We start from the raw sequence: 16,776 nt of genomic DNA, 5'->3' as shown, positions 1-16,776 counted from the left end.
GAGCCAGCTAGGCGGGCTGGCGCACCCGGCCGCCGCTTTCCAGATAGAGCAGGATGACGATGGTGACGACGCCGGTGGCTGCCGCGACAAAGGCCGTGCCGGAATAGTTCGTCACCGCCGTCCCCAGTGCGAAAAGCCCGGCGGCAACGCCGATGCCGATAAAGGTATTGAGCGAAATGAGCGAGCTGCCGAGGCCCGGCCGGTCGGCGATCAGGTCCTGCAGATAGGTGATCGGCAGGCTGAGGATGGCGGCTGCCCCGCAGGCGTTCAGGCCGAGCAGCGCGTAGAGTTGCCAGGGCGCGGTCGCAAAGCCGAGCAGCACCAGATAGAGGCAGTAGAGCGCCGTGCCGAAGGCCAGCACATGCACGGTATGGAAGCGCCGCTGCACCAGCCCCCACATCATCATGAAGGGCATTTCGAGGAAGGCCGTCAGCCCCGACAGGAAGCCGACATCGACGACGCTGCCGCCGATCGAGTGCACGACGATGAGCGGCGATACCATGCCGTTCAGCCGCTGCAGGCCGAGCAGCAGCGACATGACGAAGACGCGCAGGAAAACGTCGGGCGCAAAGACGCGCTTCAGCGAGGCGAAGAAACCGGGCTGGTTGGGCGCCGTCTCGCGCACCGGGCCGTTGCCGGGCGCGAAGAAGAAATAGAGGCAGAAGCAGATGAGGCTTGCGGCCGCCGCCACCCCATAGGCCGGCGTCATCGACGGCGACGTCACGAGCGCCAGCCCGACGAGGCCCGGCGCGACGGCCCAGGAGCCGGAATAGAGCGCGCGCACCGTCGACGTGATGGCGACCGCCTCACTGCGGGCCAGCTGGTTGGTGCGCGCCCTGACGCTGGCAAAGAGCAGCGAATAGGTGGAATTGCTCATCGGCACGAGGAAGAGCACCGAGAAGATGAAGACGGCGGGACTGTGGATGAGCGCGATCGATCCGAAGCCGATGATGCCGGCAACGGAAAGCGCCAGCACCAGCGGGCGTCTTTCCGTCAGCCGGTCCGACCATATGCCGAGCGTCAGGCTGATCGCCACGTTGACGACGGCGGCAAAGAAGACCAGCGCCGAATAGGCGCCGTCGCTCATGCCGAGTTCGCTGATGCCGATGATCGACTGGTAGGGAACCGTCGAGGCATAGGTGAAGGCCAGCGCCACCAGCGTGACGGTCGGAATGCGGATGCGGCTGTCGCGGATGATCGAAGAAAATGAGGATGGCATGAGAATGAGTCCTGACACGCCACCTTTAGCCCCATCGCGCCTACACGCAAAACGATAGTTTGCCGCACCGACAGTCACTTCGTGTGATGGCTGTTCAGATACTGTGATTGGCCGATAACGCAGCGAATTCCATTGGCTTTCGCAGAGCGAGGCGGTATGGCTGCGGTCCTATTGCCCATAATCCGGATTCATGCCCATGCCCAATCCCGTCCTCGTCGAAGTCACCAGGGGCTCGCTCGTCGAAAGCCGCCATCACGGCTCTGTTGCGGTCGTGGACGGCGATGGCCGTACCGTCTTTTCGCTCGGCGATATCGAGGCGGCTGTCTTTCCGCGCTCGGCCTGCAAGGCCATGCAGGCGCTGCCGCTGGTCGAAAGCGGCGCGGCGGACGCGTACGGTTTCGGCAACAGGGAGCTGGCGCTCGCCTGTTCCTCGCATAGCGGCGAGGACGAGCATGTGGCGCTTGCCGCCGCCATGCTCGCGCGTGCTTCCCGTGACGTCGGGGCGCTGGAATGCGGCGCGCACTGGTCCTCCGACCAGAAGACGCTGATCCATCAGGCGCGCACGGTCGAAAAACCGACCGCGCTTCACAACAATTGTTCGGGCAAACATGCCGGTTTCGTCTGCGCCTGCTGCCATCAGGGCATCGAGAGCAAGGGCTATGTCGGCTACGGCCATCCGCTGCAGCAGCAGATCCGCGAGACCATGGAGAGCCTGACGGGCGCCGCACTCGGCCATGACAATTGCGGCACCGACGGCTGCTCCATCCCGACCTATGCGGTGCCGCTGAAAGCCCTGGCGCACGGTTTTGCGAAGATGGCGACAGGCAACGGCCTCGGCCGCGAGCGCGCGGCCGCTTCCCGCCGCCTCCTGCAGGCCTGCATGGCGGAACCCTTCTATGTGGCCGGCACCGGGCGGGCCTGCACCGAGCTGATGCAGATCGCCCCCGGCCGCATCTTCTGCAAGACGGGCGCGGAAGGCGTCTTCTGCGCAGCCCTTCCGGAACAGGGCATCGCGATCGCGCTGAAATGTGATGACGGCGCGACCCGCGCCGCCGAGGCCATGGTCGCCGCAGCGATTGCCCGCTTCTTCGACAGGGGCGGCAGGGAACATGCCGCCCTGAGCGCGCTGGCCAACAGGTCGATGCGCAACTGGAACGGCATCCATGTCGGCGATGTCAGGGTGACGGATGCCCTTGCCTGATCGCCGCCGATCCGCGCATTGTTAAACATATAAGTTATAAAAAAAATAAGAATTGCCTAATATAAAAGGGGCACGTCCCGGCGGTCGGACATGCCTTTCGCGGTGACGGAGCGAAAATACGGTTCCTCCGAAGCTGCGAGGGCAGAAGATGTTCGCAGGCCGCTATTTATGGTGGATGCTGACCGGCATCATTCTCCTGATATTCTCTGCCATCTGCCTGGACCACCTCACCTGGCTTGTGCTGCAGTTCTCCCATTGCGTGGAAATGGCCGGGTCCTGCATGCCGGTGGTGCGGTTCATGGGCGGTACGCTGAAAACCGCGCTCGCCTGGATCGCGATCGGCATTCTGTTCGGCGCCGTGATGCTGCGGCTTGGCTATCTCGCGCTTCTGCGGTCTTGGGGACCGCTGGCGGCCCTGTGGTTCATGGCCTGCGCGCCCTTCCTGCTGTTCGTCGCAACCGGCGAACGCCTGCAATGGCAGGCGATTTCGGCTGCGTTGCCGCTCGCCTTCCTCTTCCTCGCCTGCCTGCTTGCCTATCTCGCCATTGCCTTCGAGGAGGGGGACACCAGGCCCTTCGGCGCCTCGCCGCTTCTGCGCGGCATTGTCCGCGCCGCCGCCCTCTATGGCGCGCTCGCCGCTCTTGCCGAAATGAACTGGCTGCCATGGGCGGTGGCGAAGGCTCTGGCCCTGCCGGCGCTCTCGGCCGTGATCGCCAATCTCCAGCCGCGCCTGCAGGCTGCGCTGGCGCTTGGCTTCGGCACGATCCTGCCCGGCATCTTCGTGCTCTCGGTCTTCGTCGTCGCGCTGCTTCTCACCCTGCTGCCGCCGGGCCTCGTGCCGCCGCTCCGCCGCAAGCGGGTCAGGCTGCGGCAAGTGCGACATTGAGCTCGGCATAGGGCCGAAGCCGCTCCGCCGGCATCTCGGCCGGCACGATCATTCCCGCCACCTCGCTTGCGGCAAGCACCTGGCAGGGCGAAACCAGATCGAACTTCTCCGCCGTCAGCAGGACATGCGTCTCCGCCGAACAGCGCGCGATGTGCCGCTTGATTGCCGCCTCCTCGAAATCGCCGGTCGAGAACCCGTGCACGGGATGGACGGCCGTGACGCCAAGGAAGAAGAGATCCGGCCGCAGGGCCGAAATTGCCGCCATTGCCGCCGCGCCGGTCGCCACCATCGAATGTTTGTAGAGCCTGCCGCCGCACAGGATCACTTCCGCTGTCGGGTGATGCTCCAGCTCGGCGGCAATCGTCGGGCTGTGGGTGGCAATGGTGAAGGAAATGTCGCGCGGCAGCTGGCGGGCGACCTCCGCCGTCGTCGTGCCGCCGTCGAGAAACACCATCTGCCCGGCCTTCACCATCTGCGCCGCCTTCGCGCCGAGCCGCGCCTTGACCGCGGAAGCGACGTCGCGGCGGGCCGTGAAGTCAGGCAGGTCGGGGGCAACGGGCAGGGCGCCGCCATGCACGCGCTTCAGCAGCCCCTCCGCCGCCATCTCCCGGAGATCGCGGCGGATCGTGTCCTCCGACAGCGCGAAGTCCTCGGCCACGCGTTTGGCGATCACCTGTCCGTCACGGCGCAGGATGTCGAGGATAAGGGCTTTGCGTTGCGTGGTCAGCATGGCGGTCTCTGCACGAAAATTTACGAAACATCGTGAATATGCACGATACGACTCGACATTCAAGAAATATCATGCATTTTCGTGAAATCCCGTGCATGAAGCCGGGAGTTGATGGAGACGACCATGTTGATTTTGATTGCCGGGCCTTACAGGTCCGGAACGGGCGATGACCCGGCGAAGATGGCGGCCAATCTCAAACGCCTGGAGGAGCCGTCCTATGCGCTCTTCAAGGCGGGCCATCTGCCTGTCATCGGCGAATGGGTGGCCTTGCCCGTCTGGCACGCTGCCGGCGGCAAGGCGGTCGGCGACGACCTCTACGAGGAAATCTTTCATCCGGTCGCCGGCCGCCTGTTGCAGCTCTGCGAAGGCGTGCTGCGCCTGCCGGGCGATTCCAAGGGCGCCGATAACGACGTGCGCATCGCCAGGGAGCGGGGCATCCCCGTCTGGCACCGGCTGGAGGACGTGCCGGGCTGCGCCTGATGGGCACAAGGCGGCGCGAATGACGAAACCCGGTCTTCCGTTCGCCGCGGCGCACGCGCTATAAGGCTCCCCGAAAGGGGAGTCCCACCATGCTCACACTCTATTTCGCCCCCGGTACCTGCGCGCTCGCAAGCCTCATCGCGCTCGAGGAATCCGGCCTTTCCTTCGAGACGAAGAAGGTCAACACCCGCGAGAACGAGCAGCGCTCGCAAGCCTATCTGGAGATCAATCCGAAGGGGCGCGTTCCCGCGCTTGCGACCGATCGCGGGGTCCTGACCGAGACGACGGCGATCCTCGCCTACATCGCCCAGATGGCGCCGGCAGCAAGGCTCGCGCCTCTCGACGATCCCTTCGAGTTCGCCCGCCTGCAGGCCTTCAACGGCTATATTTCGTCGACCGTGCATGTGAACCATGCCCACCGCCCGCGCGGCTCGCGCTGGGCCGACGACGAAGCGGCGCTGGAATCGATGAAGGCCAAGGTGCCGCAGACGATGGCGGAAAGCTTCGAGCTGATCGAAACGAAGATGTTTGCGGGACCGTGGGTGATGGGCGAGGCCTATACGGTCGCCGACCCCTATCTCTTCGTCATGACCGGCTGGCTGCCCTCCGACGGCGTCGATCCCGCCCGGTTCCCGAAGGTGAGCGAACATCATGCCCGGATGCTGGAGCGCCCGGCCGTCCAGCGCGCGCTGGCCCGCGAAAAAGCCTAGCCACAGGCCCGATAGGCCGAAATCAGCTTCTTCGGCGCCCGGTAGGTCCAGGCGTCGATCAGCCGCTGCCTGAGTTCGTCGTCGCCGATGGCCGCGATGCGAACCGGCAGGTGCGGCCAGCCGACATAATGGTTCGTCTGATAGTAGATATCGGGCGCCATCGTCAGCAGGTGCTCCTTGTGGTCGATCGGGACCGAGATCACCACCGTCTCGTCGTTCTTGACCGCCACGAAACTCTTGCCGCCGACCTTCAGCGCCAGGTTGCCGTAGGAGGTGCTTTCCTCGATGCCGGGCAGGCCGGCCTCCTTCGCCAGCCGCTTCAGCCGCGCCAGAATGTCTTCCACGCTCTCCGTCATGGTATCCGCCCTGAATCGTCCCCGGCGGAAATCTAGCATATATTCAGACGCATTTCTCTAGTTGTCGTTGCAACGGCGGTTTGGGAGCAAGCACCGGCAGAGGCAGGTCGGCAAGCTCCCGCTGCGACATGGAAGCAATGTCGGGATGGGCGAGAAGATCGGCATCCCCGTCATATTCGCCTTGTGAGACCCTGGCGGCAGGGTCTGGCCGGCTCAAGAAAAACTTCAGCAATGACATCTTGCTCTCGCTTTCTGAGGGCGGGCTCGGCTTTCGTCGCACATATTCCCGCGGGCGCCCGCGCTCTGTTCTTGCTGCGCTTCGGACATCATCGTCCCGCCATGCCAATATTGGCGGCGAAGGCCTGTTTTTCAATTGAGATTACCGGGTTCCTGCTATAGGAAAACTATATGAGAAATCTCAACTCCGTGCATCTCAACGGCCTTCGCGCGCTGGAAGCCGTCGGCCGCCTCGGCTCGCTCCAGGCGGCTGCGGACGAGCTTGGCGTCTCCGTCGGCGCCGTCAGCCAGCAGGTCATCAAGGCTGAAGGCCAGCTCGGACGGCTGCTCTTCGAGCGCACGCCGAAGGGCATGCTGGTGACGGAAGCCGGCGCGCCTGTTCTGGCGGCACTCAACGAAGGCTTCCTGCGTCTTTCCGAAGCCGTCGCGATGGCGCAGCGCAAGGACGAATGCATCCTGACCATTTCGGTCGCACCCGTTCTCGCCGCCCGCTGGCTGGTCTGCCGGCTGGACCGCTTCATGGAGCGCCATCCGGAGATCAACCTGCGCCTCGACGCGACGACCAGGCTCGTCAATCCGGCCGCCTCCGATATCGATGTCGCCATCCGCGTCGGCAAGGGCCATTGGCCGGGCGTGAAGGTCGAGCATCTGCTCGATCAGGTCGTCTTTCCCGTCTGCTCTCCTGAAATGGCAGCACAGCTGAAGGAGCCGGCCGATATCCTGAAACTGCCTGCCGTCATCGATGCAAATGCCATGTTCACATGGGATGTCTGGATGCGCGCGGCCGGCCTTTCGGGCGCGCCGCCTGTCGTGCGCCACAGCTTCAACGACGCCTCGCTCTGCCTCGATGCGGCGATCGCCGGCCAGGGCGTCATGCTCGCCTGGCAGACGCTTGCCGGCTTTTCGCTGCGCGAAGGGCGGCTGGTCGCGCCCTTCTGCATCCGCGCCAATACCGGCGACGGCTATTATTTCGTGACACCCGAAGGCGGCCACGAGCCGAAGAAGGTGCGCGACTTCAAGGCCTGGATCCGGGAGGAAATGGCCGAGACGGCGGCGCTCTTCGAATAGCGTCAGACCTCGACCGGCTCCAGCGCGCGCTTGCGCTGCATTTCCAGATAGGCCGGGCGCGACTGGCAGCGCCGGATCCAGGCATCGATATTCGGATGCGCGGCAAAAAGGGCGGTTTCGCTCTGGGCGTAGCGCAGCACTTCCGCAATGTTGAGATCGACGACCGTGAACCGTCCGCCGACGATCCAGTCCTTGCCCTCGAGATGCCGTTCGAGAACCGAAAGCGGCCGCTTCATGGTGCGGCAGGCGACATCGATCACCGCGCGTCCCGCCTCGGTGTTTTCGCGGCCGTTATCATAGGTCGAGACGATCTTGCCGGTATTGCCGTCAAGCTCGGAAACCGCCCAAACCGTCCACATCGTCATCAAACCGTCTTCCTCGACGGTTTTGCCGCCAAGCTCGCCGCCATATTTGCGCGCAAGGTAGAGGTTGATCGCCAGCGACTCGTTGAGCACGAGGTCGCCGTCCTTGATGGCCGGGATCATCGCCATCGGATTGATGGACAGGAAATCCGGCGAGAGCGTGTTGACCGGCGCATCCGGCGACAGCGGATTGGCAAGCCGGCTGGCCTGCAGCACCGGCACGGACTGGAATTCGATCCCCAGTTCCTCGGCCATCCAGTAGACGCGCGCGCAACGCGAGCGGTAAACCCCGTAGATCGTCAGCATGGCAATGTCCCCTTCCTTTGTCCGCAGCCTAGAGCCGGCAAGGCTGCGAAAAAAGCACCTTCGGATGATAGGTCGATGAAAGCTTTTGATGGCGCTCAGGAAATCCGGTTGCGCTCGACCGTCAGCTGGCCGTAGCGGGAACTGTCGCCGGCAAGCTCGTCCGAGACCTGCTTCTCCCATTCGAAGCCGAGCACGGCGCCCTTGCCCATGTCCTGGAAGATATTGTCGGTGATGACGGCCGAACCGGCGCCTTCGGCAACCGAAACCGCGCAGCCGACCGGCGATTTGCGCACCACGTTGCCGTTGACGACGACATTGCGCAGATAGGGTCCCCAGCCGATCTGCAGCCCCCAGCGCGGCGCATCCTCGATCACGTTGCCCGACACCAGCGTATCGGCTTCCGCCGCAATGCCGATGCCGAAGCCGACCTCGTGTTTGTACGGACCTTCGAGCGTCAGGTTGCGGATGACGTTGCCCGTCACGCTGGCCAGCCGGCCGCCCTGGTCGAAATTGGCGATCGAAATGCCGTTCGCCGCCCCGTCGATCACATTGCCCGTGACGACAGCGCCGACGAATTCGAACTCCACATAGATCGCCGTCTCGCCGGAGCGGCGGCACTGGTTGTTGCCGATCAGGATGTTGGAGCCGGAATTGGCGCGAACGGCGGTGAAGGCGCAGTCGGCGATCTGGTTGTTCGTCACCGTCACGCCGTCGGCGCGGAAAATATTGATGCCGTTGCCGTTTTCGCCGGTGCCGCCGTCATTGGCGCGGATATTGGAAACGCGGTTGCCGGACACGATCGTGCCGTCCTCGGCCTTCTTCCAGCGATGCACCAGAATGCCGCCGTTGCCGCAATCCGAAACCGTGTTGCCCGTTATCGAAAGCCCCGAGGATTCCACCGCATAGATGCCCGATTGCCCGGCGCCCGAGATCCTGCTGCGCTCGATCCGCCCGCCGCAGCCCTCGAGCTGCAGCGCGTGCTTGCGGCTGCCGGCGATGTCGCAATTGTCGATCAGCACCTCGCCGACGCCGGTAAACTGCACGAGGGCGCCGGCATAATCGGCAAGCCAGCGGTTCGATCCGTCGATGACAAGATCGGAAAGCGCAATGCGCCCTACGTTGTCGGCGCTAAAGAGATGGCCCTCGCCGGTATAGACGATCCTTGTCGCGCCCGGCACGCCCGATATGCGCGTATTGTCCGGCAGCGTCAGGTTGGAAACGCGGTAGGTGCCCGGCGGCAGGAAGACCGGCACGTTCTCGCGCGCCGCCTTGTCGATCATCTGCTGCAGGTCGCGGTTCTTCCTGTCGCCGCTTTCGGGAACGGCGCGATACTGCACGGCATCGATTGCCCCGCGCAGGCCGGGCTGCCCGGCGCCGGGCGGAGCCGCAAAGGCGCGCGGCGCGGCCATGGCCGCTGCCGAGGCGGCCAGCGCGCCAAGCATATCCCGCCGGGAGATCTCGCCGAAATCCGTTTTCATGCCGGCGCCGACGCAGGATTCGTGCCAGCCGAAATGCCTCTTTTCGGCACATATCCGCAAGAGAGGAATAACCGTGGGTCGAGTGGCAAGCACAACCTTCCGTATATTTTTGTCTTATTCACCTTTCCATTTAAACAACCCGAAGGAAATGCTCGCTATTTTGGAAAGCGGTTTCAGTTATGACTATTGTGCACAGGCCTGCGAGTACCGGGAGAACAGCGTCATGAGTGGAATAGGTGTCCGGCGTTGGCAATCTGGCGATAGTTTCACGGCCGAGACACAGCGCATCGTGGCCGCCACCGAGGCGATGATGGCGGCGACCGCCCATCACCTTTCCGAGGGCATAGAGAACCTTCGCCTCAAGGCCATCGTCCACGAGCTTCCCGATTTTCTTTACGTCAAGGATCGCGACGGCCGCTTCGTCTTTGCCAATGCGGTCATGGCGCGCAGCCACGGGCTGGAGAACGCCGCCGAGATCGCCGGCAAGCGCGATTTCGACCTGTTCGATTTTGAAACGGCCCGCCGCTATTTCGATATCGAGCAGCAGATCATGGCCGGCGGCGAACCCCGGATCGACATGGAAGAGCTCGTGCCCCTGCCGGGCGGCGGCGCCATGTACCGCCTGACCTCCAAGATACCGTTGCGCAACGACCGCGGCGAGGTCGTCGGCCTGATCGGCCTGTCCCGCGACATCACCGAGCGCAAACGGCAGGAAGAACTCTATCGCGGCCAGGCGAACCTGCTGGAAATGATCGCCCGCAACGAACCGCTGCCGATGATCCTGGAGGCGCTGGTGCTGCTGATCGAGCGGCAGATGACCGGCATTTCCGGCTCGGTGCTGCTGCTCGACGGCGAAGGCACCCGGCTCTATCACGGCGCCGCGCCCAATCTGCCCGGCGCCTACAGCCGCATGATCGACGGCGTCGTCATCGGCCCGAACGTGGGCTCCTGCGGCACGGCGGCCTGGCGCGGCGAAACCGTCATCGTCGAGGACGTCATGGCCGATCCGCTCTGGGAGGATTTCCGGGTGATGGTCAGCCAGTTCGGCTTCCGCTCCTGCTGGTCGACGCCGATCTCCACCTCGCAGAAGAACGTGCTCGGCACGTTCGCGCTCTATTCGAAGGAGGTGCGGCGCCCGAGCGAGCACGAGACGAAGCTGGTGGCGCTCGCCACCCATATCGCCGGCATCGCCATCGAGCGCAAACGCGTCGATGACCGCATCCATTTCATGGCCCATCACGACGACCTGACGGGCCTGCCGAACCGCGCCTTCCTGAAGGAGCGCATGGCAAAGATCCTCGATCAGGCCCGCCGCAACAACCGCAAGGTGACGGTCGCCTATATCGATCTCGACAATTTCAAGGAGATCAACGACACGAGCGGCCACGCCGCCGGCGACGAGGTGCTGAAGGAAACGGCGGCCCGCATGGCAAACTGCGTGCGCGCCTCCGATATGGTCGTGCGCCTCGGCGGCGATGAATTCCTCGTCGTGCTCGTCCACCAGTCCAGCCACGATGCAGGCATCATGCGCCGCCTGCGCGAGCTGCAGAAGGCGATTTCCCGGCCGGTCCGCTCCGAGATCGGCGAGATCGCCGTCACCTCCAGCATCGGCATCGCCGCCTTCCCGCGGGATGGCGCCACGCCGGAAGAACTGCTCACCAATGCCGACCGCGCCATGTACCGCGCCAAGCAGCTCGGCCGCAACACGCTGCAATATCACGACGGCGTCGTCGGCAAGGCCGTCGACCTGCCGCTCAGCGAAGAGGAGGAGCTGCGCCAGGCGATCGTCGCCAACCAGCTTTTCCTGCTCTACCAGCCGCAGGTGGATGTCGCGACCGGCCGCATCACCGGCCTGGAAGCGCTCGTGCGCTGGAACCATCCGGTCAAGGGCATGGTTTCGCCCGCCAATTTCATTCCGCTTGCCGAAGAGACCGGGCTCATCGTGCCGCTCGGCCTCTGGGTGCTGAACGAGGCCTGCCGCCAGGCGCGGGCCTGGCAGGACATGGGCCTGACGCCGCTCACCATCGCCGTCAACGTCTCCCCCAAGCAGTTTGCCGATCCCGATTTCGCCTCGCATGTCGCCGAGGCGGTCGACCGCCACAGGCTCAATGCGCGCTGGCTGGAGCTGGAAGTGACGGAAAGCGTCATCATGCAGGATGCCGCCCGCGCCCTTGCGCTCATGCTGTCGCTGCGCGCGCTTGGCGTGCGCCTGTCGATCGACGATTTCGGCTCCGGCTATTCCTCGCTTGCCGCGCTGAAGACCTTTCCCTTCGACCGGCTGAAGATGGACCGTTCGCTGGTCGAGGCGCTGCCTGCCGACAAGACCGCCGTCGCCATCGCTTCCGCCGTCATTTCCCTTGCCCAGACGCTGAAGCTCTCGGTGCTGGCCGAAGGCGTGGAAACCGATGCGCAGCTGGAATTCCTGCGCCATGCCAGGTGCGAGGAGGCGCAGGGTTATCGTTTCTCCAGACCCGTCGCGCCGGAAGAGATCGTCGTCATGCTGCTGGCGCGGGGCGGCTGATCACTTCGCCAGACCGGCGATCGTCTCGATCTCGTTCGTCCATATGCCGCCCGAATAGTTCCGCGGCAGCCGCGTGAAGCTTCCGGCATCGTCGATGCCGGTGGAAAAGCCGCCGCCGTGATAGGGGCCGATGACGAAGACCTGCGTATTGGCATCCTGCATCCGGTCGAGGAACCTGTCCGGCCAGCCCCAGAGCCAGGGCGCGTAGTTGATCGGAACCAGCATCATCGCATTCCTGCAGGCGTCGGGCAGAATGCCCGTCCAGCCGTAACCGATATAGCCGGTCAGGCAGCCCGTCAGGCTGGCGCGCGAGGCCGTGCGGATATCGGGCGCAAGGTGCCGGATGCGGTCGATCGGCTCGTTGCCGCCATAGACGATGATCCTGGCGCGCCGCTCGGCGGGAAGGCCGTTCAGCACGGCGGCGAGCTTCTCGCCCTCCGAAGGGTCGCGGCTCTTGACGTTGATGAGCAGATGTCTGTCCGGGAAGGCGGACAGGACCTCGTCGAGCGTCGGCATCTCTCCGATGCCCTTGCCGCGGAAGGGAAAGGTCTTGCCGCCATCGGCGGTATAGCCGTAACCGATATCGAGCAGCTTCATCTCGGCCATGGAATGGTCGCGCGTGACGCCATGCCCGTCCGTGCGGCAATCGAGCGTCCAGTCGTGGAAGACGGCGAACTGCCCGTCGGTCGTCGGATGCACGTCGATCTCCACCACGTCGGCGCCGGCATCGAACCCCGCCCGCATGGAGCGGATCGTGTTCTCCAGATAGTCGTGTTGCGGCGGCAGCATGCGCGCGGCCGTGCAGGTATCGTTCTTGAGGTCGGTCTCGTCGAATCGCTGGGCGATGCCGCGATGCGCCAGAAGCAGCGGCTTGCCGTCGCGATGTTCGGCCAGAAGGCTGCTATTGTTGAGATAAACCGCGGCGGCAAAGGCGAGAATTGTCACGCCTGCATATTTGAGCTTCCGTCCCATCATCCCCTCCGGTCGTGCCTCGGCAACGGCTAGAAAGCGATTCTGGTGGTTCTTTGGCTCGTTTGGGGTTTTTGTGCGGTAAATCTCGCCTTTGCGTTGTGGAAACCTTATGCTGAGCCCGCAAATCAGGAGGTGGCGATGGCGGCGATTGCACTTTTTCATTCGGTCTATGGATTTCGCTCGCTTGAGCAGGACGCAGCGGAGCGCCTTCGCGCGGCGGGCCATCAGGTCGTGACGCCCGATCTTTACGAGGGCAGGGTAGGGCGGACGATCGAGGAAGGTTTCGCCATCCGCGAGGAGATCGGCTGGATGCGGCTCTGCAAGCGCGCCGATCTGGCGATCGCCGACCTGCCGGCATCGGCCGTGCTCGGCGGCTTTTCCATGGGAGCCGGTATCGCGGCCAGTCTCTGGCCGACCCGGCCGATGGCGTCGGGCATGCTCTTGCTGCACAGTATCGCGGAAATTCCGGCCAATGCGCGCGAAGGCATTCCCGTTCAGGTCCATCTTGCCGATCCCGACGATTTCGAGCCGGCGGACGAGGTGGCCGCGTGGCGTGCGCATGCGGCGAGAGCCAATATCGGCCTGGAGATCTTCTTCTATCCCGGCGTCGGCCATCTCTACACCGATCCGTCGCTGCCGGATTACGATGCGGCGGCCGCCGAAGCCACCTGGAGCCGCGTCGACGCTTTCCTCGCCGCGCTCTGAACCGGTCAGGGACCGTTCACCAGCTTCAGGATGAGTTGCTGGATATTGCCGCCTTCGCTCATCTCGACGCGGTCGAAATCCCGGCCGCGCTGGCGCTGCTTGTTGGAGAGTTCGCCGAGGCGCACCGTCAGCGCGGGCCTGATCTTCTTGCAGCCGGGATCGTCGGGCACGGAGAAGCCGTTGCTCAGCGCCTCGATTTCCCTGACCATCTCGATGATCGTCTCGCCATGCCAGCGCTCGTGCGCGCGCACGCCGGCGATGAAGCTCTCCCAGCTTGCCTTTGTGGCCGCCGGCAGGTCGCCAGGCGCCTTCGGCAGCGTGTAGATGATCGTGAGCTTCGGTCTTGCCGATGTCAGCGTGCAGGCGCTGCCCTGTTGTTCGTATTTGCGCGTCCAGGTCAGCTTGAAGGTCGTATGCGCGATCACCCGTCCCGGCCCGACCTGCGGCCCACGTTCGCCGATGGAGCGGTAGAGTTCCATGCCGGTGCGGCCGGTGATGGCGTAAGCCTTCACTTCCTCGCCCGGCTGCCAGCCGGTTGCCGAGGCGGCCGCAGGCAGCGTCAGCGAAAGTGCCAGGAGTCCATATCCGATAACAGTCCGCATGCGCCTCTCATCTGCTTGCCCGCTGCAGCGCGGGCGAAGCTAGCGGGGCTCGGGTCCGGATGCAATGGCAGGCCGCGCCGATAAAATCGGCGCCTGCCATCCCTCTGGCGCAAAACGCATTTCCCGCTATCTTTGCTGCCATGAGACCTGACGCGCTGCTCTATCCCGCCCCCGAAGGGCTCTATTGCCCGGAGGGCGGCTTTTACGTCGATCCGGTGCGGCCGGTGGAGCGGGCGCTGATCACCCACGGCCATTCGGATCATGCCCGTCCCGGCCACAGGAACGTGCTCGCCACCCGCCAGACGCTCGATATCATGGGCATCCGCTACGGCGACGGCTTCTCCGCCGCCCGGCAGCCGGTCGCCTTCGGGGAAGAGCTTGATATCAACGGCGTGAAGGTGAGCTTCCATCCCGCCGGCCACGTGCTCGGCTCGGCCCAGATCGCCATCGAGAAGGCCGGCACGCGCATCGTCGTATCGGGCGATTACAAGCGCCGCCCCGACCCGACCTGCGAAGCCTACGTGCCGGTGCCCTGCGATGTCTTCATCACGGAGGCCACCTTCGGCCTGCCGGTCTTCCATCATCCCGACCCGATCGACGAGACGGGCAAGCTGCTCGCCTCGCTGCGCCAGTTCCCGGAGCGCACGCATCTGGTCGGCGCCTATGCGCTCGGCAAGGCGCAGCGCGTCATCCGCCTGTTGCGCGACAGCGGCTACAGCGAGCCGATCTATATCCACGGCGCCATGGAACGGCTCTGCGACTATTATATCGGCCAGGGCATCGATCTCGGCGAGCTTCTGCCCGCCACCGTCGAAAGCAGCGACAAGTCCGTCTTCAAGGGCGCTGTTGTCATCGGCCCGTCCTCCGCCTTTGCCGACCGCTGGGCGCGCCGTTTCAACGATCCGCTGCCCTCCTTCGCCTCCGGCTGGATGATGGTGCGCCAGCGCGCCAGGCAGCTCGGCGTCGAACTGCCGCTCGTCATTTCCGACCATTGCGACTGGCCGGAACTGACCGAGACGATCACGGAACTTGGCCCTCAGGAAGTCTGGGTCACGCATGGCCGCGAGGAGGCGCTGGTGCGCTGGTGCGAGCTGCAGGGCATCAGGGCCAGACCGCTGCATCTGGTGGGTTATGAGGACGAGGGGGATTGAGGATGGAGCCTGTGGCTGAAAGCCCCTTCCCACGAACCGAAAAGTTTAGCGAGCGGCTGACCAAACATGTCTTCTCCCCAGCGGGGAGAAGGGCAGGAGGCTTGCCATGAAAGCCTTCGCCGACCTGCTCGACCGCCTCGTCCTCACCCCCAGCCGCAACGGCAAGCTCAAGCTTCTGACCGATTATTTCCGCAACACGCCGGACCCCGATCGCGGTTACGGCCTTGCTGCGATTGCCGGCACGCTGGAGGTGCGCAACGTCAAGCCCGCCATGCTGCGCGAGCTGGTGCTGGAGCGCATGGACGAGGTGCTGTTCCGCTATTCCTACGACTATGTCGGCGACCTCGCCGAAACCATCTCGCTGGTCTGGGACAACGGGCGCGATATCGACCGTGCGGCATTTGCCCGGCCGCGTCTCGGCGATGTCGTCGTCCGGATGAATTCGCTTGGCCGCACGGAAGTGCGCAGCTTCGTGCGCGACCTGCTGGACCGGCTCGATTCCTCCGGCCGCTTCGCCTTCATCAAGCTTGCGACCGGGGCGCTGCGCATCGGCGTATCCGCCCGCCTTGCCAAACAGGCGCTCGCCGATCTCGGCGGCAAGGACGTGACCGAGATCGAGACCCTGTGGCACGGCCTGCAGCCGCCCTATGAATCGCTCTTCAAGTGGCTGCAGGGCGGGGCGGACAAGCCGGTGCTGGCAACGCCCGCCATCTTCCATTCCGTCATGCTCGCCAATCCGGTGGAGGAGGGCGATCTCGATGCCCTCGACCCCGCCGATTACGCCGCCGAGTGGAAATGGGACGGCATCCGGGTCCAGCTGTCCCGTTCCGGCGAGACGCGCCGGATCTATTCCCGCTCCGGCGACGATATCTCCGGCGCCTTTCCCGATATCCTGCAATCGATCAGCTTTTCCGGCGTCATCGACGGCGAGCTTCTGGTCGGCGGCACGGCGCGTTCCAACAGCCCGACCCGCACCTTCTCCGACCTGCAGCAGCGCCTCAACCGCAAGACGGTGACGGCAAGGATGCTGGAGGAATATCCGGCGTTCATCCGTGCCTATGACATGCTCTTCGACGGCGAACGGGATGTGCGCGGCAAGAGCTATGTCGAGCGCCGCGACCGGCTCTCGGAGATTGTCGACCGCGCCCCGCATGACCGCTTCGACCTTTCGCCGCTTGTGCCTTTCTCCAACTGGGCGGAGCTCGACGATCTGCGCGCCGCCCCGCCCGATCCCGTCATCGAGGGCGTGATGATCAAGCGGCGCAACAGCATCTATCAGGCCGGCCGCGTGAAAGGGCCGTGGTTCAAGTGGAAGCGCAATCCCTACAATGTCGATGCGGTGCTGATGTATGCCCAGCGCGGCCACGGCAAGCGTTCCAGCTACTATTCGGATTTCACCTTCGGCGTCTGGGCGGAGGGAGAGGATGGCGAAGAGCTCGTGCCCGTCGGCAAGGCCTATTTCGGCTTCACCGATGCCGAGCTGGAAGTGCTGGACAAGTTCGTGCGCAACAATACGACCGAGCGTTTCGGCCCGGTCAGGGCCGTGCGCGCCGACAAGGAGTTCGGTTTCGTGGTGGAAGTCGCCTTCGAGGGAATCAACCGTTCCACCCGGCATAAATCCGGGGTCGCCATGCGCTTTCCCCGCATCGCAAGATTGCGCCCCGACAAGCCCTCCTATGAGGCCGACCGGCTGCGCACGCTCATCGCTATGATCGACGCCAAGGCGGTTTGATGACATTGGCCTGCGCAACAATGACGCAGGCCCCCGTTTTCAACAGCATGTGTATTGGCG

17 protein-coding genes are annotated in these 16,776 nt (G+C 64.5%); 9 read left to right on the top strand and 8 right to left on the bottom strand.

The annotated features are described in order from the left end of the window. Positions 1–7: 7 nt before the first annotated feature. Positions 8–1,219, bottom strand: a complete 1,212-nt coding sequence (locus ACU8HS_RS04175; RefSeq protein WP_112568456.1) for an MFS transporter — start codon at positions 1,217–1,219, stop codon at positions 8–10. A gap of 196 nt (positions 1,220–1,415) precedes the next feature. Here ACU8HS_RS04175 and ACU8HS_RS04170 point away from each other — a divergent pair, with 196 nt between their 5' ends. Both ACU8HS_RS04170 and ACU8HS_RS04165 read left to right on the top strand, forming a co-directional pair. After that, positions 1,416–2,420: an asparaginase gene (locus ACU8HS_RS04170; protein WP_447015457.1), complete on the top strand. Its 1,005-nt coding sequence runs from the start codon at positions 1,416–1,418 to the stop codon at positions 2,418–2,420. Between the two features lie 148 nt (positions 2,421–2,568). Continuing rightward, positions 2,569–3,306, top strand: a complete 738-nt coding sequence (locus ACU8HS_RS04165) for a hypothetical protein (RefSeq protein ID WP_113498750.1) — start codon at positions 2,569–2,571, stop codon at positions 3,304–3,306. Here the strand turns inward: ACU8HS_RS04165 and ACU8HS_RS04160 are convergent. Then, positions 3,281–4,036, bottom strand: a complete 756-nt coding sequence (locus ACU8HS_RS04160; protein ID WP_112568459.1) for a DeoR/GlpR family DNA-binding transcription regulator — start codon at positions 4,034–4,036, stop codon at positions 3,281–3,283. The genes ACU8HS_RS04165 and ACU8HS_RS04160 overlap by 26 nt on opposite strands. A gap of 123 nt (positions 4,037–4,159) precedes the next feature. Between ACU8HS_RS04160 and ACU8HS_RS04155 the strand changes: the two genes are divergently transcribed. Further along, positions 4,160–4,516, top strand: coding sequence for a DUF4406 domain-containing protein (locus ACU8HS_RS04155; protein ID WP_112568754.1), 357 nt, complete (start codon positions 4,160–4,162; stop codon positions 4,514–4,516). A gap of 89 nt (positions 4,517–4,605) precedes the next feature. Further along, on the top strand, positions 4,606–5,226 hold the full coding sequence (locus tag ACU8HS_RS04150; RefSeq protein WP_112757978.1) for a glutathione S-transferase family protein: 621 nt from the start codon (positions 4,606–4,608) through the stop codon (positions 5,224–5,226). On the opposite strand, the gene ACU8HS_RS04145 is transcribed toward ACU8HS_RS04150, so the two are convergent. Beyond that, complete coding sequence (locus tag ACU8HS_RS04145; RefSeq protein WP_112568463.1) at positions 5,223–5,582, bottom strand: MmcQ/YjbR family DNA-binding protein; 360 nt, start codon at positions 5,580–5,582, stop codon at positions 5,223–5,225. The genes ACU8HS_RS04150 and ACU8HS_RS04145 overlap by 4 nt on opposite strands. A 43-nt stretch (positions 5,583–5,625) precedes the next feature. Further along, complete coding sequence (locus ACU8HS_RS04140; protein WP_447015456.1) at positions 5,626–5,799, bottom strand: hypothetical protein; 174 nt, start codon at positions 5,797–5,799, stop codon at positions 5,626–5,628. 191 nt (positions 5,800–5,990) lie between these two features. On the opposite strand from ACU8HS_RS04140, the gene ACU8HS_RS04135 reads away from it, so the two are divergent. Then, positions 5,991–6,887, top strand: coding sequence for a LysR substrate-binding domain-containing protein (locus ACU8HS_RS04135; RefSeq protein ID WP_447015455.1), 897 nt, complete (start codon positions 5,991–5,993; stop codon positions 6,885–6,887). A 2-nt stretch (positions 6,888–6,889) separates the two neighbouring features. Here ACU8HS_RS04135 and ACU8HS_RS04130 read toward each other — a convergent pair whose 3' ends face one another. Next, positions 6,890–7,555 (bottom strand): glutathione S-transferase family protein, encoded by a 666-nt coding sequence (locus ACU8HS_RS04130; RefSeq protein ID WP_112568469.1) that lies wholly within the window; start codon positions 7,553–7,555, stop codon positions 6,890–6,892. Positions 7,556–7,650: 95 nt separating this feature from the next. After that, entirely contained in the window at positions 7,651–9,033 is a 1,383-nt protein-coding gene (locus tag ACU8HS_RS04125) for a TIGR03808 family TAT-translocated repetitive protein (protein WP_447015454.1), read from the bottom strand. 223 nt (positions 9,034–9,256) lie between these two features. On the opposite strand from ACU8HS_RS04125, the gene ACU8HS_RS04120 reads away from it, so the two are divergent. Next, complete coding sequence (locus ACU8HS_RS04120) at positions 9,257–11,554, top strand: putative bifunctional diguanylate cyclase/phosphodiesterase (protein ID WP_447015453.1); 2,298 nt, start codon at positions 9,257–9,259, stop codon at positions 11,552–11,554. Here the strand turns inward: ACU8HS_RS04120 and ACU8HS_RS04115 are convergent, their stop codons facing one another. Then, positions 11,555–12,526 (bottom strand): glycerophosphodiester phosphodiesterase family protein, encoded by a 972-nt coding sequence (locus ACU8HS_RS04115; RefSeq protein ID WP_447015878.1) that lies wholly within the window; start codon positions 12,524–12,526, stop codon positions 11,555–11,557. Between the two features lie 138 nt (positions 12,527–12,664). On the opposite strand from ACU8HS_RS04115, the gene ACU8HS_RS04110 reads away from it, so the two are divergent. After that, entirely contained in the window at positions 12,665–13,231 is a 567-nt protein-coding gene (locus ACU8HS_RS04110) for a dienelactone hydrolase family protein (protein WP_113414441.1), read from the top strand. 5 nt (positions 13,232–13,236) lie between these two features. Here the strand turns inward: ACU8HS_RS04110 and ACU8HS_RS04105 are convergent, their stop codons facing one another. After that, positions 13,237–13,833, bottom strand: a complete 597-nt coding sequence (locus ACU8HS_RS04105) for a DUF922 domain-containing protein (RefSeq protein ID WP_112568477.1) — start codon at positions 13,831–13,833, stop codon at positions 13,237–13,239. 140 nt (positions 13,834–13,973) lie between these two features. On the opposite strand from ACU8HS_RS04105, the gene ACU8HS_RS04100 reads away from it, so the two are divergent. Next, positions 13,974–14,984, top strand: a complete 1,011-nt coding sequence (locus ACU8HS_RS04100; RefSeq protein WP_447015452.1) for a ligase-associated DNA damage response exonuclease — start codon at positions 13,974–13,976, stop codon at positions 14,982–14,984. A 106-nt stretch (positions 14,985–15,090) separates the two neighbouring features. Further along, a complete protein-coding gene (locus tag ACU8HS_RS04095) occupies positions 15,091–16,716 on the top strand; it encodes a cisplatin damage response ATP-dependent DNA ligase (RefSeq protein ID WP_447015451.1) in 1,626 nt (541 codons plus the stop codon). The last annotated feature ends 60 nt before the right edge of the window (positions 16,717–16,776 follow it).

Source organism: Rhizobium sp. KDH_Rht_773_N (genome assembly GCF_052946295.1).
The sequence above is the reverse complement of the archived record's forward strand: the minus strand, read 5'-3'. Positions and strand labels throughout refer to the sequence as shown.

What these genes read in the sequence shown, in the direction of transcription:
- ACU8HS_RS04120 (WP_447015453.1), top strand. Translation starts at nt 9,257, where the DNA reads ATGAGTGGAATAGGTGTCCGGCGTTGGCAATCTGGCGATAGTTTCACG.
- ACU8HS_RS04165 (WP_113498750.1), top strand. Translation starts at nt 2,569, where the DNA reads ATGTTCGCAGGCCGCTATTTATGGTGGATGCTGACCGGCATCATTCTC.
- ACU8HS_RS04135 (WP_447015455.1), top strand. Translation starts at nt 5,991, where the DNA reads ATGAGAAATCTCAACTCCGTGCATCTCAACGGCCTTCGCGCGCTGGAA.
- ACU8HS_RS04155 (WP_112568754.1), top strand. Translation starts at nt 4,160, where the DNA reads ATGTTGATTTTGATTGCCGGGCCTTACAGGTCCGGAACGGGCGATGAC.
- ACU8HS_RS04130 (WP_112568469.1), bottom strand. Translation starts at nt 7,555, where the DNA reads ATGCTGACGATCTACGGGGTTTACCGCTCGCGTTGCGCGCGCGTCTAC.
- ACU8HS_RS04105 (WP_112568477.1), bottom strand. Translation starts at nt 13,833, where the DNA reads ATGCGGACTGTTATCGGATATGGACTCCTGGCACTTTCGCTGACGCTG.
- ACU8HS_RS04175 (WP_112568456.1), bottom strand. Translation starts at nt 1,219, where the DNA reads ATGCCATCCTCATTTTCTTCGATCATCCGCGACAGCCGCATCCGCATT.
- ACU8HS_RS04100 (WP_447015452.1), top strand. Translation starts at nt 13,974, where the DNA reads ATGAGACCTGACGCGCTGCTCTATCCCGCCCCCGAAGGGCTCTATTGC.
- ACU8HS_RS04160 (WP_112568459.1), bottom strand. Translation starts at nt 4,036, where the DNA reads ATGCTGACCACGCAACGCAAAGCCCTTATCCTCGACATCCTGCGCCGT.
- ACU8HS_RS04145 (WP_112568463.1), bottom strand. Translation starts at nt 5,582, where the DNA reads ATGACGGAGAGCGTGGAAGACATTCTGGCGCGGCTGAAGCGGCTGGCG.
- ACU8HS_RS04115 (WP_447015878.1), bottom strand. Translation starts at nt 12,526, where the DNA reads ATGGGACGGAAGCTCAAATATGCAGGCGTGACAATTCTCGCCTTTGCC.
- ACU8HS_RS04110 (WP_113414441.1), top strand. Translation starts at nt 12,665, where the DNA reads ATGGCGGCGATTGCACTTTTTCATTCGGTCTATGGATTTCGCTCGCTT.
- ACU8HS_RS04125 (WP_447015454.1), bottom strand. Translation starts at nt 9,033, where the DNA reads ATGAAAACGGATTTCGGCGAGATCTCCCGGCGGGATATGCTTGGCGCG.
- ACU8HS_RS04150 (WP_112757978.1), top strand. Translation starts at nt 4,606, where the DNA reads ATGCTCACACTCTATTTCGCCCCCGGTACCTGCGCGCTCGCAAGCCTC.
- ACU8HS_RS04170 (WP_447015457.1), top strand. Translation starts at nt 1,416, where the DNA reads ATGCCCAATCCCGTCCTCGTCGAAGTCACCAGGGGCTCGCTCGTCGAA.
- ACU8HS_RS04095 (WP_447015451.1), top strand. Translation starts at nt 15,091, where the DNA reads ATGAAAGCCTTCGCCGACCTGCTCGACCGCCTCGTCCTCACCCCCAGC.